At 39.0% G+C, this 21693-nt stretch carries 17 protein-coding genes; 4 read left to right on the top strand and 13 right to left on the bottom strand.

Going from position 1 to position 21693, the window contains the following annotated elements; all coding sequences use genetic code 11:
- Positions 1 to 17: 17 nt before the first annotated feature.
- Together ACWPKD_RS09690 and ACWPKD_RS09685 are read right to left on the bottom strand one after the other, a co-directional pair.
- Entirely contained in the window at positions 18 to 1901 is a 1884-nt protein-coding gene (locus tag ACWPKD_RS09690; RefSeq protein ID WP_455412482.1) for a LysM peptidoglycan-binding domain-containing protein, read from the bottom strand.
- A 101-nt stretch (positions 1902 to 2002) separates the two neighbouring features.
- Positions 2003 to 3190, bottom strand: coding sequence for a phosphoglycerate kinase (locus ACWPKD_RS09685; protein ID WP_455412481.1), 1188 nt, complete (start codon positions 3188 to 3190; stop codon positions 2003 to 2005).
- 142 nt (positions 3191 to 3332) lie between these two features.
- On the opposite strand from ACWPKD_RS09685, the gene ACWPKD_RS09680 reads away from it, so the two are divergent.
- Positions 3333 to 4481: a DNA polymerase III subunit gene (locus tag ACWPKD_RS09680; RefSeq protein ID WP_455412480.1), complete on the top strand. Its 1149-nt coding sequence runs from the start codon at positions 3333 to 3335 to the stop codon at positions 4479 to 4481.
- Between the two features lie 10 nt (positions 4482 to 4491).
- Positions 4492 to 4878 (top strand): DoxX family membrane protein, encoded by a 387-nt coding sequence (locus tag ACWPKD_RS09675; protein WP_455412479.1) that lies wholly within the window; start codon positions 4492 to 4494, stop codon positions 4876 to 4878.
- A gap of 48 nt (positions 4879 to 4926) precedes the next feature.
- Here the strand turns inward: ACWPKD_RS09675 and ACWPKD_RS09670 are convergent, their stop codons facing one another.
- The 6 genes from ACWPKD_RS09670 to ACWPKD_RS09645 all read right to left on the bottom strand — a co-directional run bounded on the left by ACWPKD_RS09670 (position 4927) and on the right by ACWPKD_RS09645 (position 14714).
- Complete coding sequence (locus ACWPKD_RS09670; protein ID WP_455412478.1) at positions 4927 to 7194, bottom strand: helix-turn-helix domain-containing protein; 2268 nt, start codon at positions 7192 to 7194, stop codon at positions 4927 to 4929.
- Between the two features lie 63 nt (positions 7195 to 7257).
- Complete coding sequence (locus tag ACWPKD_RS09665) at positions 7258 to 7830, bottom strand: OmpH family outer membrane protein (protein WP_455412477.1); 573 nt, start codon at positions 7828 to 7830, stop codon at positions 7258 to 7260.
- A 243-nt stretch (positions 7831 to 8073) separates the two neighbouring features.
- Positions 8074 to 8928 (bottom strand): class I SAM-dependent methyltransferase, encoded by an 855-nt coding sequence (locus tag ACWPKD_RS09660; RefSeq protein WP_455412476.1) that lies wholly within the window; start codon positions 8926 to 8928, stop codon positions 8074 to 8076.
- A 142-nt stretch (positions 8929 to 9070) separates the two neighbouring features.
- Positions 9071 to 10948 carry a tRNA uridine-5-carboxymethylaminomethyl(34) synthesis enzyme MnmG gene (gene mnmG, locus ACWPKD_RS09655; protein WP_455412475.1) on the bottom strand — a complete coding sequence of 626 codons (1878 nt, stop codon included), beginning with the start codon at positions 10946 to 10948 and terminating at the stop codon, positions 9071 to 9073.
- A gap of 48 nt (positions 10949 to 10996) precedes the next feature.
- A complete protein-coding gene (gene ybeY, locus ACWPKD_RS09650; protein WP_455412474.1) occupies positions 10997 to 11416 on the bottom strand; it encodes an rRNA maturation RNase YbeY in 420 nt (139 codons plus the stop codon).
- A complete protein-coding gene (locus ACWPKD_RS09645) occupies positions 11409 to 14714 on the bottom strand; it encodes a DUF4175 family protein (protein ID WP_455412473.1) in 3306 nt (1101 codons plus the stop codon). Before ACWPKD_RS09645 ends, ybeY begins: the two co-directional genes overlap by 8 nt.
- An 816-nt stretch (positions 14715 to 15530) precedes the next feature.
- Here ACWPKD_RS09645 and gltX point away from each other — a divergent pair.
- Positions 15531 to 17042 (top strand): glutamate--tRNA ligase, encoded by a 1512-nt coding sequence (gene gltX, locus ACWPKD_RS09640; RefSeq protein WP_455412472.1) that lies wholly within the window; start codon positions 15531 to 15533, stop codon positions 17040 to 17042.
- 33 nt (positions 17043 to 17075) lie between these two features.
- Here gltX and ACWPKD_RS09635 read toward each other — a convergent pair whose 3' ends face one another.
- Complete coding sequence (locus ACWPKD_RS09635; protein WP_455412471.1) at positions 17076 to 17729, bottom strand: outer membrane beta-barrel protein; 654 nt, start codon at positions 17727 to 17729, stop codon at positions 17076 to 17078.
- 103 nt (positions 17730 to 17832) lie between these two features.
- On the opposite strand from ACWPKD_RS09635, the gene ACWPKD_RS09630 reads away from it, so the two are divergent.
- On the top strand, positions 17833 to 18798 hold the full coding sequence (locus ACWPKD_RS09630; protein ID WP_455412470.1) for an SPFH domain-containing protein: 966 nt from the start codon (positions 17833 to 17835) through the stop codon (positions 18796 to 18798).
- Positions 18799 to 18841: 43 nt separating this feature from the next.
- Here ACWPKD_RS09630 and ACWPKD_RS09625 read toward each other — a convergent pair whose 3' ends face one another.
- The 4 genes from ACWPKD_RS09625 to ACWPKD_RS09610 all read right to left on the bottom strand — a co-directional run bounded on the left by ACWPKD_RS09625 (position 18842) and on the right by ACWPKD_RS09610 (position 21615).
- Entirely contained in the window at positions 18842 to 19081 is a 240-nt protein-coding gene (locus tag ACWPKD_RS09625) for a DUF6327 family protein (protein ID WP_455412469.1), read from the bottom strand.
- A 9-nt stretch (positions 19082 to 19090) separates the two neighbouring features.
- A complete protein-coding gene (locus tag ACWPKD_RS09620) occupies positions 19091 to 19441 on the bottom strand; it encodes a phage holin family protein (protein WP_455412468.1) in 351 nt (116 codons plus the stop codon).
- A 2-nt stretch (positions 19442 to 19443) separates the two neighbouring features.
- Positions 19444 to 19740 (bottom strand): YtxH domain-containing protein, encoded by a 297-nt coding sequence (locus tag ACWPKD_RS09615; RefSeq protein ID WP_455412467.1) that lies wholly within the window; start codon positions 19738 to 19740, stop codon positions 19444 to 19446.
- 501 nt (positions 19741 to 20241) lie between these two features.
- Entirely contained in the window at positions 20242 to 21615 is a 1374-nt protein-coding gene (locus ACWPKD_RS09610) for an RCC1 domain-containing protein (RefSeq protein WP_455412466.1), read from the bottom strand.
- Positions 21616 to 21693: the final 78 nt, after the last annotated feature.

Here is a 21693-nt window from a genome sequence, read left to right as displayed (position 1 = left end):
AAAGCGAATTTAGTAATTTATCCTTGAATTTTGAGTTTCTGACCCGGTTGGATGTTGTCTCCTTTGATGTTGTTGAGCTTTTTAATTTCAGCTACTGAACTTCCGGGGTGTTTTTTGGAGATGCTTAATAAAGAATCGCCTTTTTTCACGACGTATTCTTTAATTTTCGCATATTCACGCTGACGGTGTTCTTTTTTAGCAGCTTCTTTCTCGGTGTCCACTTGCGCTATTGCCTCAGTTTCAATTGCTTTCACAATCAATTTCTGTCCTAACTGAAGGTTTTCGTTTTCCAGTTTGTTCAGCTCTCTTAACTGCGCAACGGTAATGTTGTTTTTCTGAGCGATTTGCGTCAGGTTATCGCCTTTCTGCACTACATAAGTAGCTTCCAAAGTGGTGGCTTCCTTCTGCTTGGTTTCTTTGATTTCATCCGCTTTCACGATCGGCTCCGAAACTTTCAGGGTGTCTGCTTTTTTCTTCCTTGCCGTTCTGTCCGCTACTACAACCGTGGTTTCGTACTGGATTTTCAGCTTTTGTCCGGCGTTGATCCCCGATCCTTTAATCTTGTTCCATTTTTTCAGTTCGGCTGTGGAAACGTTGTACTTGTCTGCGATTTCCGAAAGGTTGTCCCCGCGTTTTACGGTATGGAACTTGGTTTTCATCTTTTTAACAGAACGGGTAATGGCTTCCTCTTCAAATTCTGCTTCGGAATCATTCGATGCTAAAGCCGTCTGAGTAGAATCAACAGCAGTTCTTGGTTTTTTTACTTTGAAGATTTGTTTCTCGCGTTTACTCTCTTCATAAGCGATATACGCATAGACTTTTTCTTCGTTGGACGTAAAAATCGCCAGTTTGTCTTTCGGTAAACGGATGTAATGCGGCTTATCGGAAACGAAAGGCACCACACTGCGTTTGTAAATCGGGTTCAAGAAACGCAATTGTTCTTCCGGCATGTTCAACAAATCAGAAAGCTGTTTGAAAGACATTTGTTTTTTTACCATTACGGTATCCGTTTCAAAATACGTCAACGGAGCGCGTTTCGGCACAATTCCGTGGTCTTTTTTGTATTCGTATATATACATGGTAGCGTAAAACGCCGGTAAATAACCTTGTGTTTCCTGGTGCATGTGCTTGCGGATGTTCCAGTAATTGGTCTGTCCGCCAGAACGACGGATCGCTTTGGCAATGTTCCCCGGTCCCGTGTTATAGGAAGCCAATACCAAATCCCAATCGCCGAAAATTCTGTACATGTTGGTAAAATACTGACACGCCGCTTCCGTTGCTTTTAACGGATCGTAGCGCTCGTCTACATAGGAATTCACCTCCAGGTTGTACTGTTTTCCGGTTTCGTACATGAACTGCCATAAACCACTGGCGCCCACCCGGGATTTTGCCAACGGGTTTAAAGCCGATTCCACAATGGCTAAATATTTGATTTCCAATGGAAGATCATATTTTGAAAGATGGGATTCGAACATCGGAAAGTAGTATTCCGACAAGGCCATCATGCGCTCGAACGCACGCGGTCTGTTCTTCAAAAACGATTTGATCACGCTCTCCACCGTCGGATTGTATTCCACGTTGAAAGGCGATTTCTGGTTTAACTTCTCCAAGCGCTCTTTTAGAAGCTCCGTACTTAAATCATACGAAATCACTTCGCCGGAATTCACCTTGGCGATGTCTGCCTGCATGTCATCAAAAAGCTCCTGATTGTTAAGTTCTTTCATCCACATCTCGTCGATGCAGTTACTCGTTTCGTGGTGCACGAAAGTCGCTTTAATAGAATCCAGATACGATAGCTTTGGGAGCTGGTTGATTTGCACTTGGGCTTCGGCCGATTCCTGAGCGTTTCCTGCCAGGAAAAAAAGTCCGAAAACTAAGGAAAATACAGTTGTTTTGTTCATGCGCGTTTTTTTAATCCTTTATCATTCAATCTCTTACGTTAATTACAAACATAATAGCTTATAACTTATAAATTCAAAAAATATTGTTAAAAAATATAATTTTAACTTAAAATGGCCGCAATGCCCGGTAAGGTTTTCCCTTCAAGCATTTCAAGCATTGCCCCACCACCAGTGGAAACATAGCTCATTTTAGGCTCCAGTCCGAACTGTTTCACCGCCGCTACAGAATCACCGCCACCCACTAATGAAAACGCTCCGTTTTTAGTTGATTCAGAAATGAAATTTCCTAAGGTGATGGTTCCTTCTGCAAATTTTTCCAATTCAAAAACCCCTAACGGTCCGTTCCACAAAATCGTTTTGGAATCTTTCACTACAGATTTCAAGCTTTCCAGTGTTTTCGGCCCTACGTCCAAACCTTGCCAGCCGTCCGGAATGTTGTCCACGGCCACGATTTGCGTATTGGCTTCGTTGGAAAAAGCATCTGCAGCAACCACATCCACCGGTAAGTGGATCTGAACGTTTTTGGCTTTTGCTTTAGCTAAGATTTCCAATGCCAGTTCCATTTTATCGTCCTCACAAATCGAATTTCCGATTTTGCCGCCTAAGGCTTTGATGAAGGTAAAAGTCATTCCACCGCCGATAATCATATGGTCGATTTTATCCAAAACATTTTCGATCACCGTGATTTTCGAAGAAACTTTCGATCCGCCCAATACAGCCAACACCGGTTTCTCGGAATTGTTCAATACTTTATTTAAGCTTTCGATTTCTTTCGCTAAAAGGATGCCAAAACATTTGTGTTCCGGGAAAAATTGTGCAATTATTGTCGTCGAAGCATGTGCACGGTGAGCCGTTCCGAACGCATCGTTTACATAGATATCGCCCAGTTTCGCTAAATTTTGGGAAAATGCCACATCGCCTTTTTCCTCTTCCGCATAAAAACGAAGGTTTTCCAAAAGCAATACTTCCCCAGGCTGTAAGTCGGCGGCCGCTTTTTCGGCAATTTCCCCGATACAGTCGGATGCAAATTTTACCGGAACACCTAGAACTTCAGCGGTTTTAGCTACGATATGTTTCAAAGAATATTTTTCTTCCACACCTTTCGGACGTCCTAAGTGCGACATTAAAATAACACTGCCCCCTTCTTTTAAAATTTTATCAATAGTAGGTTTAGCGGCTTCGATTCTTGTAGCATCGGTTACCTTGAAATTTTCGTCCAACGGAACGTTGAAATCTACGCGAATGATGGCTTTTTTACCAGAAAAATTAAAGTCGTTAAGGGTTTTCATGTGTGTTATTTTGTTGTTTGTTTATGCTATAATCGGCAAAGATAACATTTTTATTTTTTTTGGTTTTTTTCTCTTAATTTTTTAGCAAATCACCAATAGCGATTCGGTTTTAATCTTTGGAACTTTCTGCTATCTTTGCTTCATGCTATTTCAGGAAATTTTAGGACAGCAGCACCTTAAAAGCCATCTCACCAAAAGCGCCGATTCCGGACGCATTCCGCATGCCCAATTGTTTGTGGGACCGGAAGGTTCAGGAACTCTTACCATGGCGATTGCTTATGCACGCTACATCTTGTGTTCCAACACCTCGGGGGAAAATGCCGGCGGTAATGAAGCCTGCAACCTGAAATTCGAACATTTCTCCCATCCGGATTTGCATTTCGTATATCCAGTTGCGACGAACAGCGAAGTAAAATCGCATCCCATCAGCGACAACTTTCTGCCGCAATGGCGTGAGTTTGTGTCAAAGAATAGCTACGGTAGCCTGTTCGAATGGCTGAAACACATCGGCATCGAAAACAAACAAGGCCAGATCGGTGTGGACGAAGCCCAGGAAATCGTAAAGAAATTATCCCTGAAAGCCTACGAAGGCGGTTATAAAGTGATGATCATCTGGATGGCCGATAAAATGAACATCGCCACTTCGAACAAACTCCTAAAATTATTGGAAGAACCGCCGCAAAAAACGGTTTTCCTGCTGATTACCGAAAATCAGGACGATATCATGCAGACGATATTATCGCGCTGTCAGGTTTTGGATTTCAAAGGATTACCCGAAAGCATAATCGCCGAAGCTTTAGTTTCCCGTGAAACTATAGACGAAAAATCAGCCATGAAACTGGCGCATCAGGCACAAGGGAATTACAACCGTGCGTTACAACTGTTGCACAAAGACGCAACCGAATTTCCGTTTGAAGAATGGTTCGTGCAATGGGTGCGCGCTGCCTTCCGTGCCAAAGGGAACGCCGCTGCTATTTTGGATTTAACTTCCTGGAGTGAAGAAATTGCCGGCATCGGTCGAGAAGCGCAAAAGCAGTTTTTGCATTTTTGTGTGGAAATGTTCCGTCAGGCCTTATTGCTGAACTACCAGTCCCCTTCGTTGGTTTACATTGAGCCGACCGTGGAAAAATTCAAACTCGAGAACTTTGCCCCTTTTGTAAACGGCAACAACATCAACGAGATTTTCAAGGAATTGTCCGATGCGATCTACCATATCGAACGCAACGGCAATGCGAAGATCATCCTAACCGATTTATCCATAAAACTAACCCGACTAATCCATAAAAAATAAAATTATGTACATGACGAATACCGAACTTTTTGGCGTTTTGATCTTGGCGTTTCTGGCCATCACTTTTTTACAATCCGGCTACGATAAAATCATCGACTGGAAAGGTAATGTGGAATGGCTGAAAGGACATTTTTCACAAACCTTCATTAAAAACCAGGTGCCGGCTTCGCTGGCTTTGATCCTGATTTTGGAAATTATTGCCGGAGCCCTTTGTGTGGTAGGCATTTTCCAGTTGGTCGCTAACGGAAGTACCACCATTGGCCATTACGGGGCGGCGGTTTCCTGCGTAACCTTGTTGTTCCTGCTTTTCGGACAGCGTATTGCCAAAGATTATGACGGTGCCAGAACCATCGTAATTTATTTTATACCGGCTGTTTTGGCAGTGTATTGGTTATAAAAAACTCTGTTTCAGAAAAAAGCCGCATAGTTGACTATGCGGCTTTTTTTATAAGGTTGCTTTATACAACCGCAATTCGTCCCAAGAGAATTTATCGCCGTGGATTTCTTTCAGTTCCCCTAAGCTCTCCCCTTGATAATCCTTGAAGACCTCGCGCAATTCTTCGATTTTTTCTTCCGGTAAAATATCCGCCAAACCAATGACTTCCAACTGAATGAGTTTGGTAAAATGGCTGAAAATCGTGCCCGGCGTGAGCTTGCGCTTTTTGGCTATCTCGTGGATGGACATGTTTTGTTTCCAGAGTTCGAGCGTTTCTTCGATAGTGGCTTTCTTGGGTTCTTTGGTTTTTTTAGGCAAATGTTCGTAGTAAGAAGCGTCTTCCTCTTCATCGAGTAAAGCCGCATGTTCGGCACGGAAGCGCTCTGCTACCGCTACTAATTTATTGATTTTATAATACTTGGCTTCTTCCAGTTGTAACGTTTCCTTTGAAATTTCCCTTGCTTCGGAAATCACCTGGAGAAGTTGTCGCATTTTTTTCAGCTGTAAAACGGTTTTGATCTGTAATTCTTCCAGCAGTAACAATTCTTCGTAAAAGGCTTTTACTTTTTTGGTGCGTTTGATTTCTTCGATTTTGAGCAATAATTCTTCCACTACCTGATCGAACACTTTGAAAAAGTACTCATACCCAGCTTCACAACGTTGTCGGACAAACGGTAAATCAAGGGGTTCCGCAGAAAATAATTTGTAGAGCTGACTTTGGAATTTTTGGGAAGCATCACCTAAGGCCGCAACTTTTTCAGCAATGGCTTTGGCCCACTCCTGATGTTTCCGTTTGGGCGATTTCGGGGCTTCCTGGTTGTAACTGAAAGCATGATTGCGCCATTCCTGAATCAGGTTCTGAAAATTGAAGCTGAAAATCAAGGATTTAAAGAGATAATTTTTGGTTTCCGCGGTTAAGGATTGCTGTAAAAAATCCTCGGAGGCTTTGTTTTCGGCATAATCCAGCACATCTTCATCCGAAGAAATACCATTCAACCGCAGCGGAGAAAGCAAAATAAGCCCATTTAAGGAACGCAAGCGCGAAAAAGCTACATAGGCTTGTCCGGGTGCAAAAACATTTGATACATCGAGCACAGCTTTATCAAAGGTTAAACCCTGGCTTTTATGTACCGTAATGGCCCAGGCTAATTTGATCGGATAATGCGTGAAAGTCCCTAACAATTCTTCTTCTATTTCTTTGGTATTCTCGTTGATTTTGTAACGGATATTCTGCCATTCATAGCGCTCAACTTCAATGGATTTGTTTTCCTGAGGAAAGTACACCAGGATTTCATTCTCCGAAAGAGCTTTCACCACGCCCATTTTTCCGTTGAAAAAACGCTTTTCAAAAGACAGATCGTTTTTGACAAACATCACCTGAGCCCCGACTTTCAGCAGTAGTTTTTCTTCAACCGGATAGATTTTTTCAGGAAATTCATCGACGATCTCCGGCAGAAAAGTGTATTGTTTTCCTTTGAGTTCTGCCAAAGAATCGGAATTTAAGGCATCGGCTTTGGCATTATGTGTGGTGAGCGTAATGTAACCGTCCTGCGTTTTGAAATCAAAATCCGGTTGCACAAACTGGTTGAGGATTTGCTGATCAGTCGCTGTTATTGTATTGTTTCTCAGATTGTTAAGAACCTCAATAAACGTGGCATCCGTCTGTCGGAATATTTTATCCAATTCGATATACAACGGCGGATATTGCTGTACCACATGCGAATGAAAGAAAAACATCCCGCGATAGTATTTGTTCAGCATCTGCCACTCTTCCGGTTTGACCACGGGTGGTAATTGTAGTAAATCACCTATATATAAAACCTGTACCCCACCAAAAGGCTGTTCGTTACGCCGTACTTTGCGCATCATAAAATCCATGGCATCCAAAACATCGGCGCGCAACATACTCACTTCATCGATGACCAGCAATTCCATATTCCGGATTACCGCACGTTTGGTCGCATTCATGTTAAAATGACGCGTCAGGGAATCCTGATTTTCAAATTTTACCGTGTCTGAAAAATACGGAAGTTGCTTAGTGTCAGGAATAAAAGCCGCAAAAGGCAACTGAAACATGGAATGAATGGTCACGCCTCCAGCATTCAGGGCTGCGATCCCGGTTGGAGCAACCACAACGGTATTTTTGTGGGTTGTGGCAATGATTTCTTTTAAGAGAGTTGTTTTCCCGGTTCCGGCTTTACCGGTAAGAAAGACCGAACGGTTAGTTTGGTTGATGAACCGAAGGGTATAATCGGCAGCTTTTGAAAGGTTTTCCACGTGGCGTATATTTTGAAAAGTAAAAGTATAAAAAAAGCCCTCCGTTGTGGAAGGCTTTTTGATTTATTTTTTTTCTTCAGCAGTAGCTTCGTCTTTCTTTTCTGGTCCTTTGTACTTGTCGTTCAGCTCTTTACTGATCGCTGCGGTAATATCATACGAATCTTTGGCATACAAAACCGTAGCGGCTCCGCTTCCGGTTCCGTAGATGTAATCATAGCCTTTGCTCTTACCGTGCTCTTTGATATAATCTTTGATACGTTTTACCAAACTGTCCATTTCTTTTCCGCTTTCCTCTTGTAAAGTCTGCATCATGGCTTGTTGTTTGTAGCCTAACTGCTGCTCTCTTTTTTGAAGTTCAGCGCCTTTTGCCTGTGCCCAAGCTTGGCCTTTTAGCATCGCATTTTGCTTGAAGTTAGCCGCTTCGCTTTCAAATTGGCTAGCTTCGGAACGCAATTCGCGGCCCATTTCTTCCGATTTTACTTTGTATTTTTCTTCGATATCTTTTGCTTCTTTGTTTTCTTCCAACAATTTTGAAATATCGATATAGGCTGTTTTGGTTTTTTCAGTTGTAGCGGTTTCTTTGTTACAAGAAATAATTGCCAAAGCGGCAAAGGAAAGTAAAATCAGTTTTTTCATTTTCTGTTCTAAATTTATTTTAATGTACTTTTTTCAGATGCGAATTCAAAGATGATAATTTTCGGCTGAAATTCACAACTTTTTGGTTCTATTTTAGAGTATAAATAATACTTATACTTTCAGTAATTGGTATAAAATTCAATTATTACTATTGGATTTATATAAAGTGTTCTAAGCGACTTTCTAAAATCCGGCAACAATCAGCATGTTTTAACCGGAAATCGTTGAAAAAATCACTTTTATTTACTTTTTATCGTTTTCAAGCACGTAAATATGTGAAGAAAACTCCAAATTTTGCTTTGCTTTTATATTGGAACGCAATCCGACAAAAAAACCGTTTAAAAAATTCATTTTCCCGGTTTTGTATTTTTCCGACAAAAGCGAGACATAAAAACTGTCAAAAACCATCGGAAGCACTTTCACCAATTTTATATTTTCACGACCAAAAAGTTTGGCAATCGATGTTTTTGAAAAATGCCATAAATGTCTGGGCACATCATAAGCCGCCCAAAATTTTCCGTAGTGTTGCGCATCTAAGGATTTGTAATTCGGTACGGCAATAATTATGGTTCCGCTCGGTTTTAACAAACGTTTCAATTCCTGGATTTGTTTTTCAAGATCCGGAACGTGTTCCAAAACGTGCCACATCGTAATCACATCAAACGACTGATTTTCCAGTTGCTCCAGTGAAGCTGCAAATTTCACTCCTTTTGAAAGTGCAATCGCTTTTGCTTTCTCGTTCGGTTCTATCCCGGTACAATCCCAATTTTGAATTTTGGCTTCCGTTAAAAAATCTCCTGTACCTGCCCCAATATCCAAAAGCTTTCCTTTTTGACTTTGCAAAGTTGTAATCAGTTTTACTTTATCGCGAATTGCTTTTCGCTTGATCAGTTGATACACTTTTTCAAACAGCGAACGCGCACTATCGGTATGAGAAATATAATCTTCACTTTCGTAATACTTTGGAAGGTTTTCTAAAGAGGGCTGCGGATGGGTTTTCAGTAGTTCCAATTCGGCATCCAAAAGCAGGTCAAAACTTTCCTGAGATACAGAATAATCCTGTACACGTATAAAAACGTTGTCGGTTGAAAATTGCATTTAAAATTTTTATTTTTTACTAGTTTCTTTGTTTATAAGGCTTCGCACCGGAGTTTCACGTGGAACAATTTTAAAGTCACAGTTTTCAGTCTCAGTAAACAGTTTCACTAATTGCTAACTGGGACTGCGACTGGCCACTAAACTATCTTCCCATATGAATCAATAAAATCGAAATATCGGCTGGAGACACTCCTGAAATACGTGACGCTTGAGAAATAGTCACCGGTTTAATTTTTTTGAGTTTCTCACGGGCTTCGTGTGAAATGGAATTTACCAGATCATAATTAAAATCCGGTCGGATCTTTAAATCTTCCAGTCGGTTCAATTTATCGGCATTGTTTTTTTCCTTTTCGATGTAGCCGGAATATTTCACCTGAATTTCCGCCTGCTCGATAACTTCTTCTTCCAGTTGGTTGTCTTCAATGTATTTTTGAACCTCTTCAAAACGTAAAATATCTTCCAGTTCCAATTGTGGTCGGGAAAAGACTTTAAACATTTTATCCGGTTGTGCCATCGGGGACGATCCTTTCTCTTCTAAAATCGGATTGGCCTCTTTTGGGTTGACACTGGTTTCTTTAAAGAAGGTTACAAAAGCATCAGAAGCATCACGTTTTTTCTCCATAGTACGCAAACGGTCTTCTTTGGCTAAACCAATTTCATACGCCATTGGTGTCAAACGGAAATCAGCATTATCCTGACGCAACAAAGTTCTATATTCTGCTCTGGAAGTAAACATACGATATGGTTCTTCCGTTCCTTTTGTAATTAAGTCGTCAATTAATACGCCAATATATGCTTCGTTTCGTTTTAAGATAAACGGATCGCGATCCTGTGCTTTTAACGACGCATTGATTCCTGCCATTAAACCTTGTGACGCCGCTTCTTCATAACCGGTGGTCCCGTTGATCTGTCCGGCAAAATATAACCCTTCCACTAATTTAGTTTCTAAGCTATGTTTTAATTGGGTCGGTGGAAAATAATCGTATTCGATCGCATAACCCGGACGGAAGAATTTCACCTTCTCAAAACCGGCTACTGAACTTAGAGCTTTAAACTGCACATCTTCCGGTAACGAAGTGGAGAATCCGTTTACATAAACTTCTACAGTATTCCAACCTTCCGGCTCAACAAATAATTGGTGACGTTCTTTATCTGCAAAACGATTGATTTTATCTTCGATCGATGGACAGTAACGAGGCCCTAAACTTTTGATTCTACCATTAAACATTGGTGAACGGTCAAACCCTTCGCGCAATAAATCGTGGACCAATTCGGAAGTATAGGTCATGTGACAATCTCTTTGAACGGAAAGCGGTTTTGTAATTCCTAAATAAGAGAACTTACTTGGTTTTACATCGCCCGGTTGTGGTTCCATTTTAGAGTAATCCAACGAACGTCCGTCTACTCGTGGTGGTGTACCGGTTTTCATTCGTCCGGCTTCAAAACCTAAGTTCACTAAATCTTCCGTGATTCCGTATGCAGCACTTTCCCCTGCTCTACCACCACCAAATTGTTTTTCACCGATGTGGATCAAACCGTTAAGAAAAGTTCCATTGGTCAAGACCACTGTTTTGGCTTTGATTTCAATGCCCAACGATGTACGGATTCCGGTTACTTTTCCATTCTCGGTTAACAACCCGGACACCATTTCCTGATAAAAATCAAGATTCGGAGTTTGTTCCAACATGTTGCGCCATTCTTCGGCGAAACGCATACGATCGGATTGTACACGCGGGGACCACATCGCAGGTCCTTTTGATTTGTTCAGCATTTTGAACTGGATTGCAGTTCTGTCCGACACTATTCCTGAATAGCCACCCAACGCATCAATTTCGCGAACAATTTGTCCTTTTGCAATTCCACCCATTGCAGGATTACACGACATTTGTGCAATGTTCTGCAAACTCATTGTAACCAACAGTGTTTTGGAACCCATGTTCGCAGCCGCAGCCGCAGCTTCCGAACCGGCATGACCCGCACCCACCACAATTACATCATATACATTTTGAAATAAACTCATTGTTCCACGTGAAACATTTTACCGTTTCAATTTTTATAGTTTTATAAATTAATGTTCCACGTGGAACATTAAAACTTTTTCATCTTCTTTGGTGCGCATCAGTTCTTCATCTGTTTCGGATTTATCTTTATACCCACAGTAATGCAATACGCCATGAATCATCACACGTTTTAGTTCTTCCTCAAAGGAAACGTTGAAATCACTTGCGTTATCCTTCACCCTTTCAATAGAAATGAAAATATCACCTTGTAATACTTTTCCCTCAGAATAATCAAAACTGATGATGTCGGTTAAATCGTCGTGATTAAGGTACTCTACATTGATTTTGTGCAGGTATTCGTCGTCACAAAAGATATAACTTATCTCTCCTAATTCTTTACTCTCAGAAGCAATTACGCGTGAAATCCAATTTTCGAACGCTTGTTCATCCTCTAAGGTAAAGTCGGTTTCGTAATTAAAACTAATCATTTGATTTAAAATAGGTTTGCACCTTTTGATTAAAATTTGGGCGCAAAGGTAAGCTTTGTCGGTTTAATATTTCAACACTGTTCAAATATTCTTTCAAAGCCGGTGTTATAGCATTGCCTTGTCCTTGATACTCCTTTTTATTGGTTTGCGACTGACGCTTATTTTCTTCCCCTTGCTGCTGAATGGCTTTTTCAAGTTTCAGTAATTCGTGTTTAATATTAAGCATCTTTTGCAGGGTTTCGTTTTTGAAGCCTTTGTTCAGCAATTGCTTTTCGATATCTTTCATTTGTTGCATCGCGTTTTGACCGTTACCTCCCATACCTTGTTTTTCCAAAGCTTTCTGAAGGGCATCCCGCAACTGTTGCTGTTCTTTTAAAACTTCTAGTAAACGACCGGCATCTCCTTCCCCATCTTCACCATTCTCGCCTTCTTTACTACCTTTTTGTCCAGGCTTTTCACCAGCTTTCTCTCCTGGCTTTTCACCAGGCTTCATACCTTCTTTCATTTTCTGCGCTAAACCTTCCTGCTTTTTGATAATATCCGGTAACTGCATCCCTTGCCCCTGTCCTGGTTTAGGTTTTCCTTTCCCCATTCCTTGCCCGTCCATTGGCATCATCATTTCCATTTGCATCTGATTCATGGCATCACTTAAAAAATCAGCAAGTTTATTAGCCGAAGTTACGGTGTATTGCTGATGGGAAACGCCTTTGGAAATATTGTTTTCCGCAAGATTATCGATTGATTTTTCAATATTATATTCCACGTTCCCTACTTCTTTAGTAATCATTTCCGATATTTTCGGGTTGCGAAGTGATAAAGCAAAAAGGCTATCATCTACATGTTTAAACTGGTTTTTTAAATCCTGTTGCTTTTTTAATAATTTATTAAACGCAATTGTTCGACTGGATTGCGATTTGAAATTCTTCATCAAATCTTCCTGCGAAAAGGAAAACGCTAACAAATTATCAAGGATCTGACGAAGCATTTTGACATCTTCATCCATCTGTTCCATGCCATCCATCTGCATGGATTGCTTCATTTTCTGGCTCATCTGTTGCATCTTCTGAGCCGCTGACTTTTGCTTAGGCTTAGCTTTTTGTTGGTTCTGTTTCTGCAATTCCTCCGAAGCTTTCTGTAAATCCTCTTTAATATTTTCTTGTTCCTGCTTCTCCGTAGGAATGTCCATTGGCGTTTTTAACTCTTCGTTTTGCTTTTCCAACTCCTTTATTTCTTCCTGGAGCTTCTCGAATTCCTTATTGATTTCGTTCTGCTCTTTGGCATTGTTATCTTTACTGTCGGATAATTTATCTTCTTTTTTAGAAAGCTGGTCTAATTTAGAGGCAATTTGTTCTGCTTTTTTTTCTACGTAAAAACGTTTGGTCAACTCCACCAATTGCTCAAGACTTTTGGTTTGGTCTTTAGTATTTTGTTTTAGTTTATCGACTTTATCGAATAGTTCTTCTTCCTTAAGTTTTTTAGTAAGTTCTTCAAGTTCTTTCAGAAGTTTTTCATTTTTTTCGATTTCCTTTTCGTTCTTATCCAAACGTTTTAGAAGTTCGTCTTTGAATTCATCTTTCTTTTCCGGATTGAATTGTTCAAGGTTTTCTTCTAATTTTTTAGAAAATTCTTTCATCATCTCATCCTGTTGCTTCTGACGGTTGATAAAATCCTGCACTTTTTTCTGATCTTTAAAATCAAGATTCGTTTTTTCTTTACCTAATTTCTGTAATTTATCGAGTTCGGAAAGTTGCTTGTCCTGATTTTTAATTGACTTCTCTAAACTGTTAATATTGGAATTCTGTTCTTGTAGGTTCTGTTCGACCTGTTCTTCCTCTGTCATTTCACGATGTGAGAACACAGAAGATTTCGTGCTTTTGTAATGGTGGATGGCATCGTTATCAAAAACTTCAAAATAGTAATCATAATCGACTCCGGCTGGAATTGATAAACCATCCGGAAACGAATAAACAAACTGATCAAAAGCAGCATTTTTGACTGCAATCGAACCACGACGGATTTCATTCGGTTTGTCTTTCGGATAAAAAACCACCTGTAATTTAGTCAAACCATAATCATCCGATACCTGCCCTAGCATGACGTGTTTCTTTAACTTTAAAGAATCAGGAGCCGCTTGTACGGAAATCGTAGGATAATGGTCTTTTACGGTGGACAACTGATAATTGAGTTTTTCGTAATTTTTTACTTTAGTATTGGAAGTAATAATCTGATAATCAGTATTTTGTAAAATAGTCTTTCCTAATACAAAGCTGTTCTCTCTGCGTTGAAAATCGGTTTGTTTAGCCTCAGCTACAAATCGTACGGAATTTGTGGCCAAAGCATTTACTTTCCAGACCACTTTGGTTCCTTCCGGTACCACTGCATTTCCGGTCCCTTGGATCGTTTCGGATTTTTTTCCTAAATACGAAGGAAATTGTAACTGCATTTCAAAATTGGCAATCGTTGGTACGGCCACTACTTGCAATTCAAAGTCCTTTGAAGTGATTTCGTTGGCTTCTAAGTGAAAAGCAATATTCTTAACAGGTTTTTCAAAACGGTATTGGAATTCACCCGGTTTACTGCTTTCCATAAAATAACTTTCGTCCTCGATTTTGATCATGGCATTTTCGGGTATGACTTTACCAGTGGTTTTTACCTGCAACAAAAAATCTTTTCCCTGTTCAGAGGTTAAATTCGGATTAACGACCTGAAACGAAAAAGGGGCCGGAGGTGTGTAACGCGTTTGGTAATGTACTACCCTACTGAAACTTTGGGTGATAATTCCGGAATTACCACTGATCATAAAAACCAAAAGCAACAACAAAGGCACGGCAGCATACGGCAGGTATTTTATATTCTTTTTAAAATTGATCGCATTGCTGAACGGAATCGGTTGCAAATTTTTGGCTTTCTGTTCGATGGAAGCCAACAACAATTCAGAAGCATTCGATTGGTTGTTAAGCTGTAAGAAATTTATCAGCTTGTCACTTACTTCCGAAAAATGACTACCGATAATTTGTGACGCTTCTGTATAATCAATTCCTTTTTGTAATTTGAACAATTTGAAAACAGGAAATACTATAAAACGCAACAGCAGAAAAACCTCTACCCCGACAAACAACCAAAAAAGCAAGGTTCTTCCTTTAGGTTGCAGCCAAAGAAAATGTTCCACGAGTAACGTGAAAATAAAATACAGTAACCCTAACCCAATAAAAAGAATCGTTCCTTTGAGTAATTCATTGGTGTAATACTTTTTAATGAAGGCTTCGAGCTTCTGAAAGATGACATTTTTGGTTTCCAAAATCTGCTATTTATCTTATAACCGATAAAATTACAATTTTAAACAAAACCAAAACTTTAAAATACGTTAAAAACGAAATTGAATATCAAATCTTACATTTCATTTTTTCGATTATCAATCAAAGGTTTTCAACATTCATTAAATAAATAAAAAAAATCTTTTTTAAAATTTAAATTTTTTGATGGTTATTATAGTATGTTAATAGTGGAAATAACTTTTACAAATAAGGGTAGGAATTCTACTTATTTCTTTTTATACCGAGTTATCAACAGTAAGTTTTTATGTTAATTTATTGTAAATCAAAGTTTAGTTTTTGGTTATCAACAATCGTTGAAATGTAAAAATTAAACGATGATCTTAATAATTTACCTTTTTAGTTTGTGTTGATAACTGTTGTTTACCTTTTGATAAATTTTCAAGAAAAACTAAAAACTTCGCTTGTATATGTCATTCCGGTTTTGGATTAGAAAAAAAAAGTAATCCACCAAAAAACAGTTGTCAGATTCTATTCAAAGTTATCAACAGAAGTTGTTAATCGGTAAAAGCTTGTTATTCAACGATTCTTGTAATTTCATTAACACCTTTAAAATTTGGTGTTAAATTCTTACTATATTCTGATTTTTGATTGTTAATTAGTTTGTTTTTTGCAGCAACTTTTTTAGCTACTGTATGAGCATATTGTTTAAAACAAAGGAGTTACTGAAACCTTACAGAAATTAACAATTGTTGATAACGGAAAGTCTTTTAAAAAAACTGCAATAGGAAATCCGTAAAACTCTAAACTTAAAAGTATCTTTGCACAAAATTCAGTAAAAAATGTCAAAACCGGTTAGGGTGCGTTTTGCACCGAGTCCTACAGGGCCTTTACATATTGGTGGTGTGCGTACTGCCTTATTCAATTATTTGTTTGCCAAACAACATGGCGGTGTTTTTTACCTGCGTGTGGAAGATACCGACCAAAACCGTTTTGTGCCGGGCGCTGAAGCCTATATTATGGAAGCTTTGGAATGGCTTGGAATTGCTCCTGACGAAACCGTTGGTAAAAACGAAAAATTCGGGCCGTACCGACAAAGTGAGCGTAAAGCGTTATACAAACAATATGCGGATCAATTGATTGCCAGTGGTTGGGCGTATTATGCGTTTGATTCGGCTAATGATTTGGATCAGTTGCGTAAAAATGCTGAAGAAGAAGGCAAAACATTTATTTACAACCATACCGTTCGTGAACATCTGGACAATTCCTTAACCAATGCTGCCGAGAAAGTAGCGGAGCGAATTGCCAACGGTGAAGAATACGTGATCCGATTCAAAACACCAGTGAACGAAACCTTACAACTGAAAGACATCATCCGCGGGGATATAAAATTCGATACTAATTTATTAGACGATAAAGTATTGTTCAAAAGTGACGGGATGCCGACTTATCACCTGGCCAATATCGTAGACGACCATTTAATGGAAACTTCCCATGTGATCCGTGGAGAAGAATGGTTGCCTTCGCTCCCACTACACGAATTGTTGTACAGAGCGTTCGGTTGGGAAGCACCGGAATTTGCCCATTTACCATTGATTTTAAAACCTGTAGGAAACGGAAAATTATCCAAAAGAGACGGTGATAAATTAGGATTCCCTGTATTTCCGTTAGATTGGACAGACCCAACATCTGGAGAAACTTCGTCGGGATACCGAGAAAAAGGATTTTTCCCGGAAGCCGTGGTGAACTTTTTAGCCTTATTGGGTTGGAACGACGGTACCGATCAGGAATTGTTTTCGCTGGAAGAACTGGTACATAAATTTGACCTGAACCGTGTGCACAAAGCAGGAGCTAAATTCGATCCGGATAAAAACAAATGGTTCAACCAACAATATCTGAAATTACAATCGGATGCATCGCTGGCAGAAAAATTCCTTCCGATGTTAGCGGAAAAAGGCATTACGGCCGATAAAGATTATGTGACTAAAGTGGTAGCTTCAGTTAAAAAAGGTGCCACATTTGTAACGGATTTATATGAGTTATCCGATTTCTTCTTTGTAGCCCCTGTTTCGTATGATGAAAAAGCGGCTAAAAACTGGAAAGAGGAAACACCGGGGCTAATGCAGCAATTGATTTCAGTAGTCGAAAACATTGGGGATTTTACCTCGGTAAATATTGAAACTATCGTAAAAGACTGGATGACCAAAAACGAAATCGGGATGGGGAAAGTAATGCAGCCGTTCCGTTTGAGCCTCGTGGGAGAATTAAAAGGCCCTCACCTGTTCGATATCGTAGAGATGATTGGAAAAGAGGAAACGATTAAACGTTTACAACAAGCGATAAGCACGTTATAAAAGAAAAGCCCCGAAATATTCGGGGCTTTTTTATTATAAATTGAAGAGTACCTGGCCGCTCAAAATGCCAAGATGACCGCTAAAACTATGGTTGTTGTTGAGTACTTTTACTTCCTCCTTTTTGTTAAGGTTGTTTAAAATATTGTTGACACCGTATTGGTAATTCACAACTGCCCTTACCCTTCTGTTTCCGGCGCTTACCCCTACATAGATATTTCCGTTGATTTTATTGATGTCGGTAATATCTTTTGCTGTAAGTGCGGTTCCGTTCACAATATTACTTTCAAATTTTTTATCGAATTTCATCTTATCATTCACCTGAAGTACCGGCCCGAAATCTAAAGAGACATGATCTTTAACCAGATTATAACTTAAAAGTAAACGAATTTGTGCGCCCATAATTTTATATTGCACGTCTTGATTCTGTAGTAGAGAAGTGGTGGCTACGGATATATTGTTTTCAGAAAACTGCATCCCGAAGATCATACTGAAATCATTATAGTAATTTCCGCGCACCTGCATTCCGGCTGCCCATCCTAATTCCGGTTTTGTGTCAAAATCGGAGGTAAACAATGAGGCATGGGTAACTCCTCCGTAAATCCCAATACGGTTTCCGTCACGATAACCATGTTGTGCCAAGGCAAAAACGGTTTGAAACAGGAAGAAAAAAAGGGCTATTTTTTTCATAAAAACTTTAAAAATTTTGGCAAATGTAAACTTATTTTTGAGATTTATGTAACATTTATTCCGGGCATACGTATAATCTTATAAAAACAATAAACTATTTACTATGATAACATTACCAATTTTAGGAGTTCTTGGGATTTTCATTTTTTTTGCCGCTTTTTTTACCGTAAAGCAGCAAACAGCAGTCGTGGTGGAGCGATTTGGAAAATTCAACAGCATTCGTCAATCGGGTTTACAGATCAAAATTCCCGTGTTTGACCGAATTGCCGGACGTGTGAATTTACGTATTCAGCAGTTAGATGTGGTGATTGAGACCAAAACCAAGGACAATGTATTCGTAAAAATGAAAGTATCCGTACAGTTCAAAGTGATTCAGGAAAAAGTATACGATGCCTTTTACAAACTGGAATTTCCTCACGATCAGATTACTTCGTATGTATTCGACGTGGTACGTGCCGAAGTACCAAAGTTGATTCTTGATGATGTTTTCGTTCGTAAAGACGATATTGCAATCGCGGTAAAACGGGAATTGAACGAGGCGATGATGACCTATGGTTATGACATCATCAATACGTTAGTGACGGATATTGATCCTGATACACAGGTGAAACACGCGATGAACCGTATCAACGCCGCCGACCGTGAAAAAACAGCAGCGGAGTATGAGGCGGAAGCACAACGTATCCGTATTGTGGCCAAAGCTAAAGCAGAAGCGGAAAGCAAGCGTTTACAAGGTCAGGGTATCGCCGATCAGCGTAGGGAAATTGCGAGAGGATTGGTGGAAAGTGTGGAAGTTTTGAACAATGTAGGCATCAATTCCCAGGAGGCTTCAGCTTTAATAGTGGTAACGCAACACTATGATACCTTACAGGCGATTGGTGCGGATACGAATTCGAATTTAATTTTGTTGCCAAATTCTCCGCAAGCAGGAAGTGATATGTTGAACAATATGGTGGCTTCTTTCACGGCAAGCAACCAGATTGGAGAAACCATGAAAAACCAGCCGAAGCGCATAAAGAAAAAAGACGACCATACTTCATTGGATTATAATCCATCAGATCCAGCTTAAAAAATCGTAATAAAAATAAAAAAGAGGTCGAAAGACCTCTTTTTTATTTTCTTGCCAATTTAGCGAGTAAGTATGGCAATACTATTTTTTGGAGTAAGTCGTATTTGTTCGCTATCATTCCCAGGTTTCCTAAAAAGCGCATTACGATGTTGCTCGGCGTAAAACCATCGACAGTCCGTTCAATGCTTAGCGATAGTTTTCTATAATCGATTTCTTTTTGGAGCTTTAGGATTTCCAGATCTCGGTCTATCTCTTCGAAGGAAGAATACATTATTGTTTCCATAAGCCGGTATTAATCGTTAAAAAAGATATTTGATAATTTTTTAAGAATCGTACGTTCTACAATCTTGTCTTTTACGAGATAAACCACCAGTATTAAAACAAGATAAATTCCCCCGACGGCCAGTAAGCCTAAGGGATAACTTTCCCATTGTTGCCCTAAAAACAAAGCCAATGCAATGGAAGTGAACAACAAACCCATCAAAAAGAAGACCGCCATCAAGACAATTTTAAAGAGAGCAATAGATGACTTAGCGGTTATTTTAAACAGCCATAGTTTGTAATAGGCAACATTGCTGTCAACCACATCTTTTAATTTTTCCTGAATTTCTTCGGCGTTTTCTTTTAGATTTTCAAATGGCATAATTAGTTTTTAACAGTTGCAGCTTGTTTTTTCAACTCAACCAGTTTTTTTTCCAAAGCGTCAATTAGTTCTTCTCGTTTAGAATCGGTATGCGATAAGAAATAATCGAATTTAGACTCTAAATCGATTTTACCTCTTGAGAACCTGTTTTTTAGATTTTCCGAAACATCATCAAAACTGTCTCTTATTTTTTTACGGGTATTAGAACCTTTATCCGGGGCAAACAAAATCCCTAAACCTGCTCCTACTGCCGCACCTGTTAAAAGTGCCAACAAAATGTTTTCTGTGTTGCTTGACATAATTTCTAATTTTGAATTAATAAAAAACTTGAATCATAAACTTACGAATTCAAAAAGGAATTTGCTGTTAAGCAGTAGTTAATAATTTAGGTAAAAATATTAAAAATTTAAAATAAAGCCTTTTGCGGCACTAATTTAATATTTGGCAAACATTTACATTTCCTTAAAATATAAATGTCTTTAAACGCATTTATGAAATTCAATTTCAATAGAAATTAATTATGTTTTTATAAAAAAGAATAAATTAATCTTATAAACTAAAAAGCCCATCTTATGACGGGCTTAAAAACCAATTTTTAAAATGAGAATAATAACATATGAGGATTATTACTCTGCTAATTTTATTTTTTGGTTTTCGTTTTAGAAGTAGGTTGGTTAGGTAGATTTTAGTTTTATATAGGATTGGGAAATATGTATATCCAATGCAATTGCCACATCAACCAGAATAACAACTATTGCGCATTGGATATAGTATCATAATTTCCCGTCTAACTGACTTATTTATTTTTTGATCAATTTCTGCTGATAGATATTTCCTTCCGAAATAATCTGTACCATGTAAATACCCGTTTCTAAGGGTTGTACATTGATAGGGGCATTGTAGCTTTTTTGTTCGAAAACTTTTTTCCCGGATAAATCAAAAATTGTAATTGTATCAATTGGTAAATCCAGGTCATTCTTTATAGTAAGAAATTCGCTTGTCGGATTAGGATATACAGAAAAAGCAGCAGCAGTAAAAGTCTCAGTAGCAAGTGTTGTTGGACACGTTATTCCTGTAGGCGTGTTTCGGGTTGTTGTTGTACCATCTCCTAATTGTCCTTCAGCATTACGACCCCAACTATATAGTGACAAATCTGCTTTTAAAGCACCAGAACGGTATCCTTTTGAAAGAGGTTTTAACCAATCTGTAGCTGTACCAATTTGTGTTGGAACATTTCTCGTAACTGTGGTTCCATCACCAATTTGACTATTATTATTATAACCCCAAGCCCATAATGTTCCGTCAGTTTTAAGAGCAGTATTATTAGCGCCACCAGCTGCAATTGATTGCCAATCTGCATCCGATCCAATTTGTGTGGGAACATTTTTAACTACAGGAGATCCATCACCTAATCCTAATTGGTAATCACTATTTTCTCCCCAAGCCCATAAAGTTCCATTCGTTTTTATAGCAACAACATGTGCATTTCCTGCTGAAATTTTTTGCCAATCTGTAGCGGTACCAACTTGAACAGGTAAAAGTTGAGTATTATAAGCCCCATTACCAATTTCTCCTCGACTACCAGTACCCCATGCCCATACAGTTCCATCGGTTTTTAAAGCAACTGATAAACTCGAACCCACAGAAGCAGCTTGCCAATTTGTAGCCGTACCAACCTGACCAGGCACTAATCTAAAAACAGTATTGGATTGTGTTCCGTCTCCTAATTCTCCAGCAGTATTATAGCCCCAAGACCATAATGTACCGTCTGATTTTGTTGCTAGTGTATGATTTTTAGTATCAACCGATACCCAATTTGTTGTGGTACCTATTTGAACAGGTGAAAGTTTATTAACTGTAGTTCCATCTCCAAGACGACCATAAGTATTATTTCCCCATGCCCATAATGTTCCATCATTTTTGATAGCAAAAGAGGAACTGTAACCTGCACCAACAGTAACCCAATCTGTTGCAGTTCCTACCTGAGTTGGAGTAGTTTTGTTGGTGGTATTCCCTAACCCTAATTGACCAGAATTATTATATCCCCAAGCCCAAAGTGTCCCATCCATTTTAATTCCAATAGTATGCGTAGTTCCAGCAGCAATAGCTTTCCAACATTGGGCATTTATTTGAAATGTGATAAGTAATAAAAGTAAAGTAATTTTATTTTTCATTCGTTTAACTGTTTTGTGATTTCTGGGCCAAAAGTATTGCCAACTCAACACAAAACACAAATAAAACGCTACTCAAAA

The sequence above is a fragment of the Flavobacterium pedocola genome, from assembly GCF_053764385.1.
This window is presented reverse-complemented; position numbering and strand designations above follow the sequence as displayed.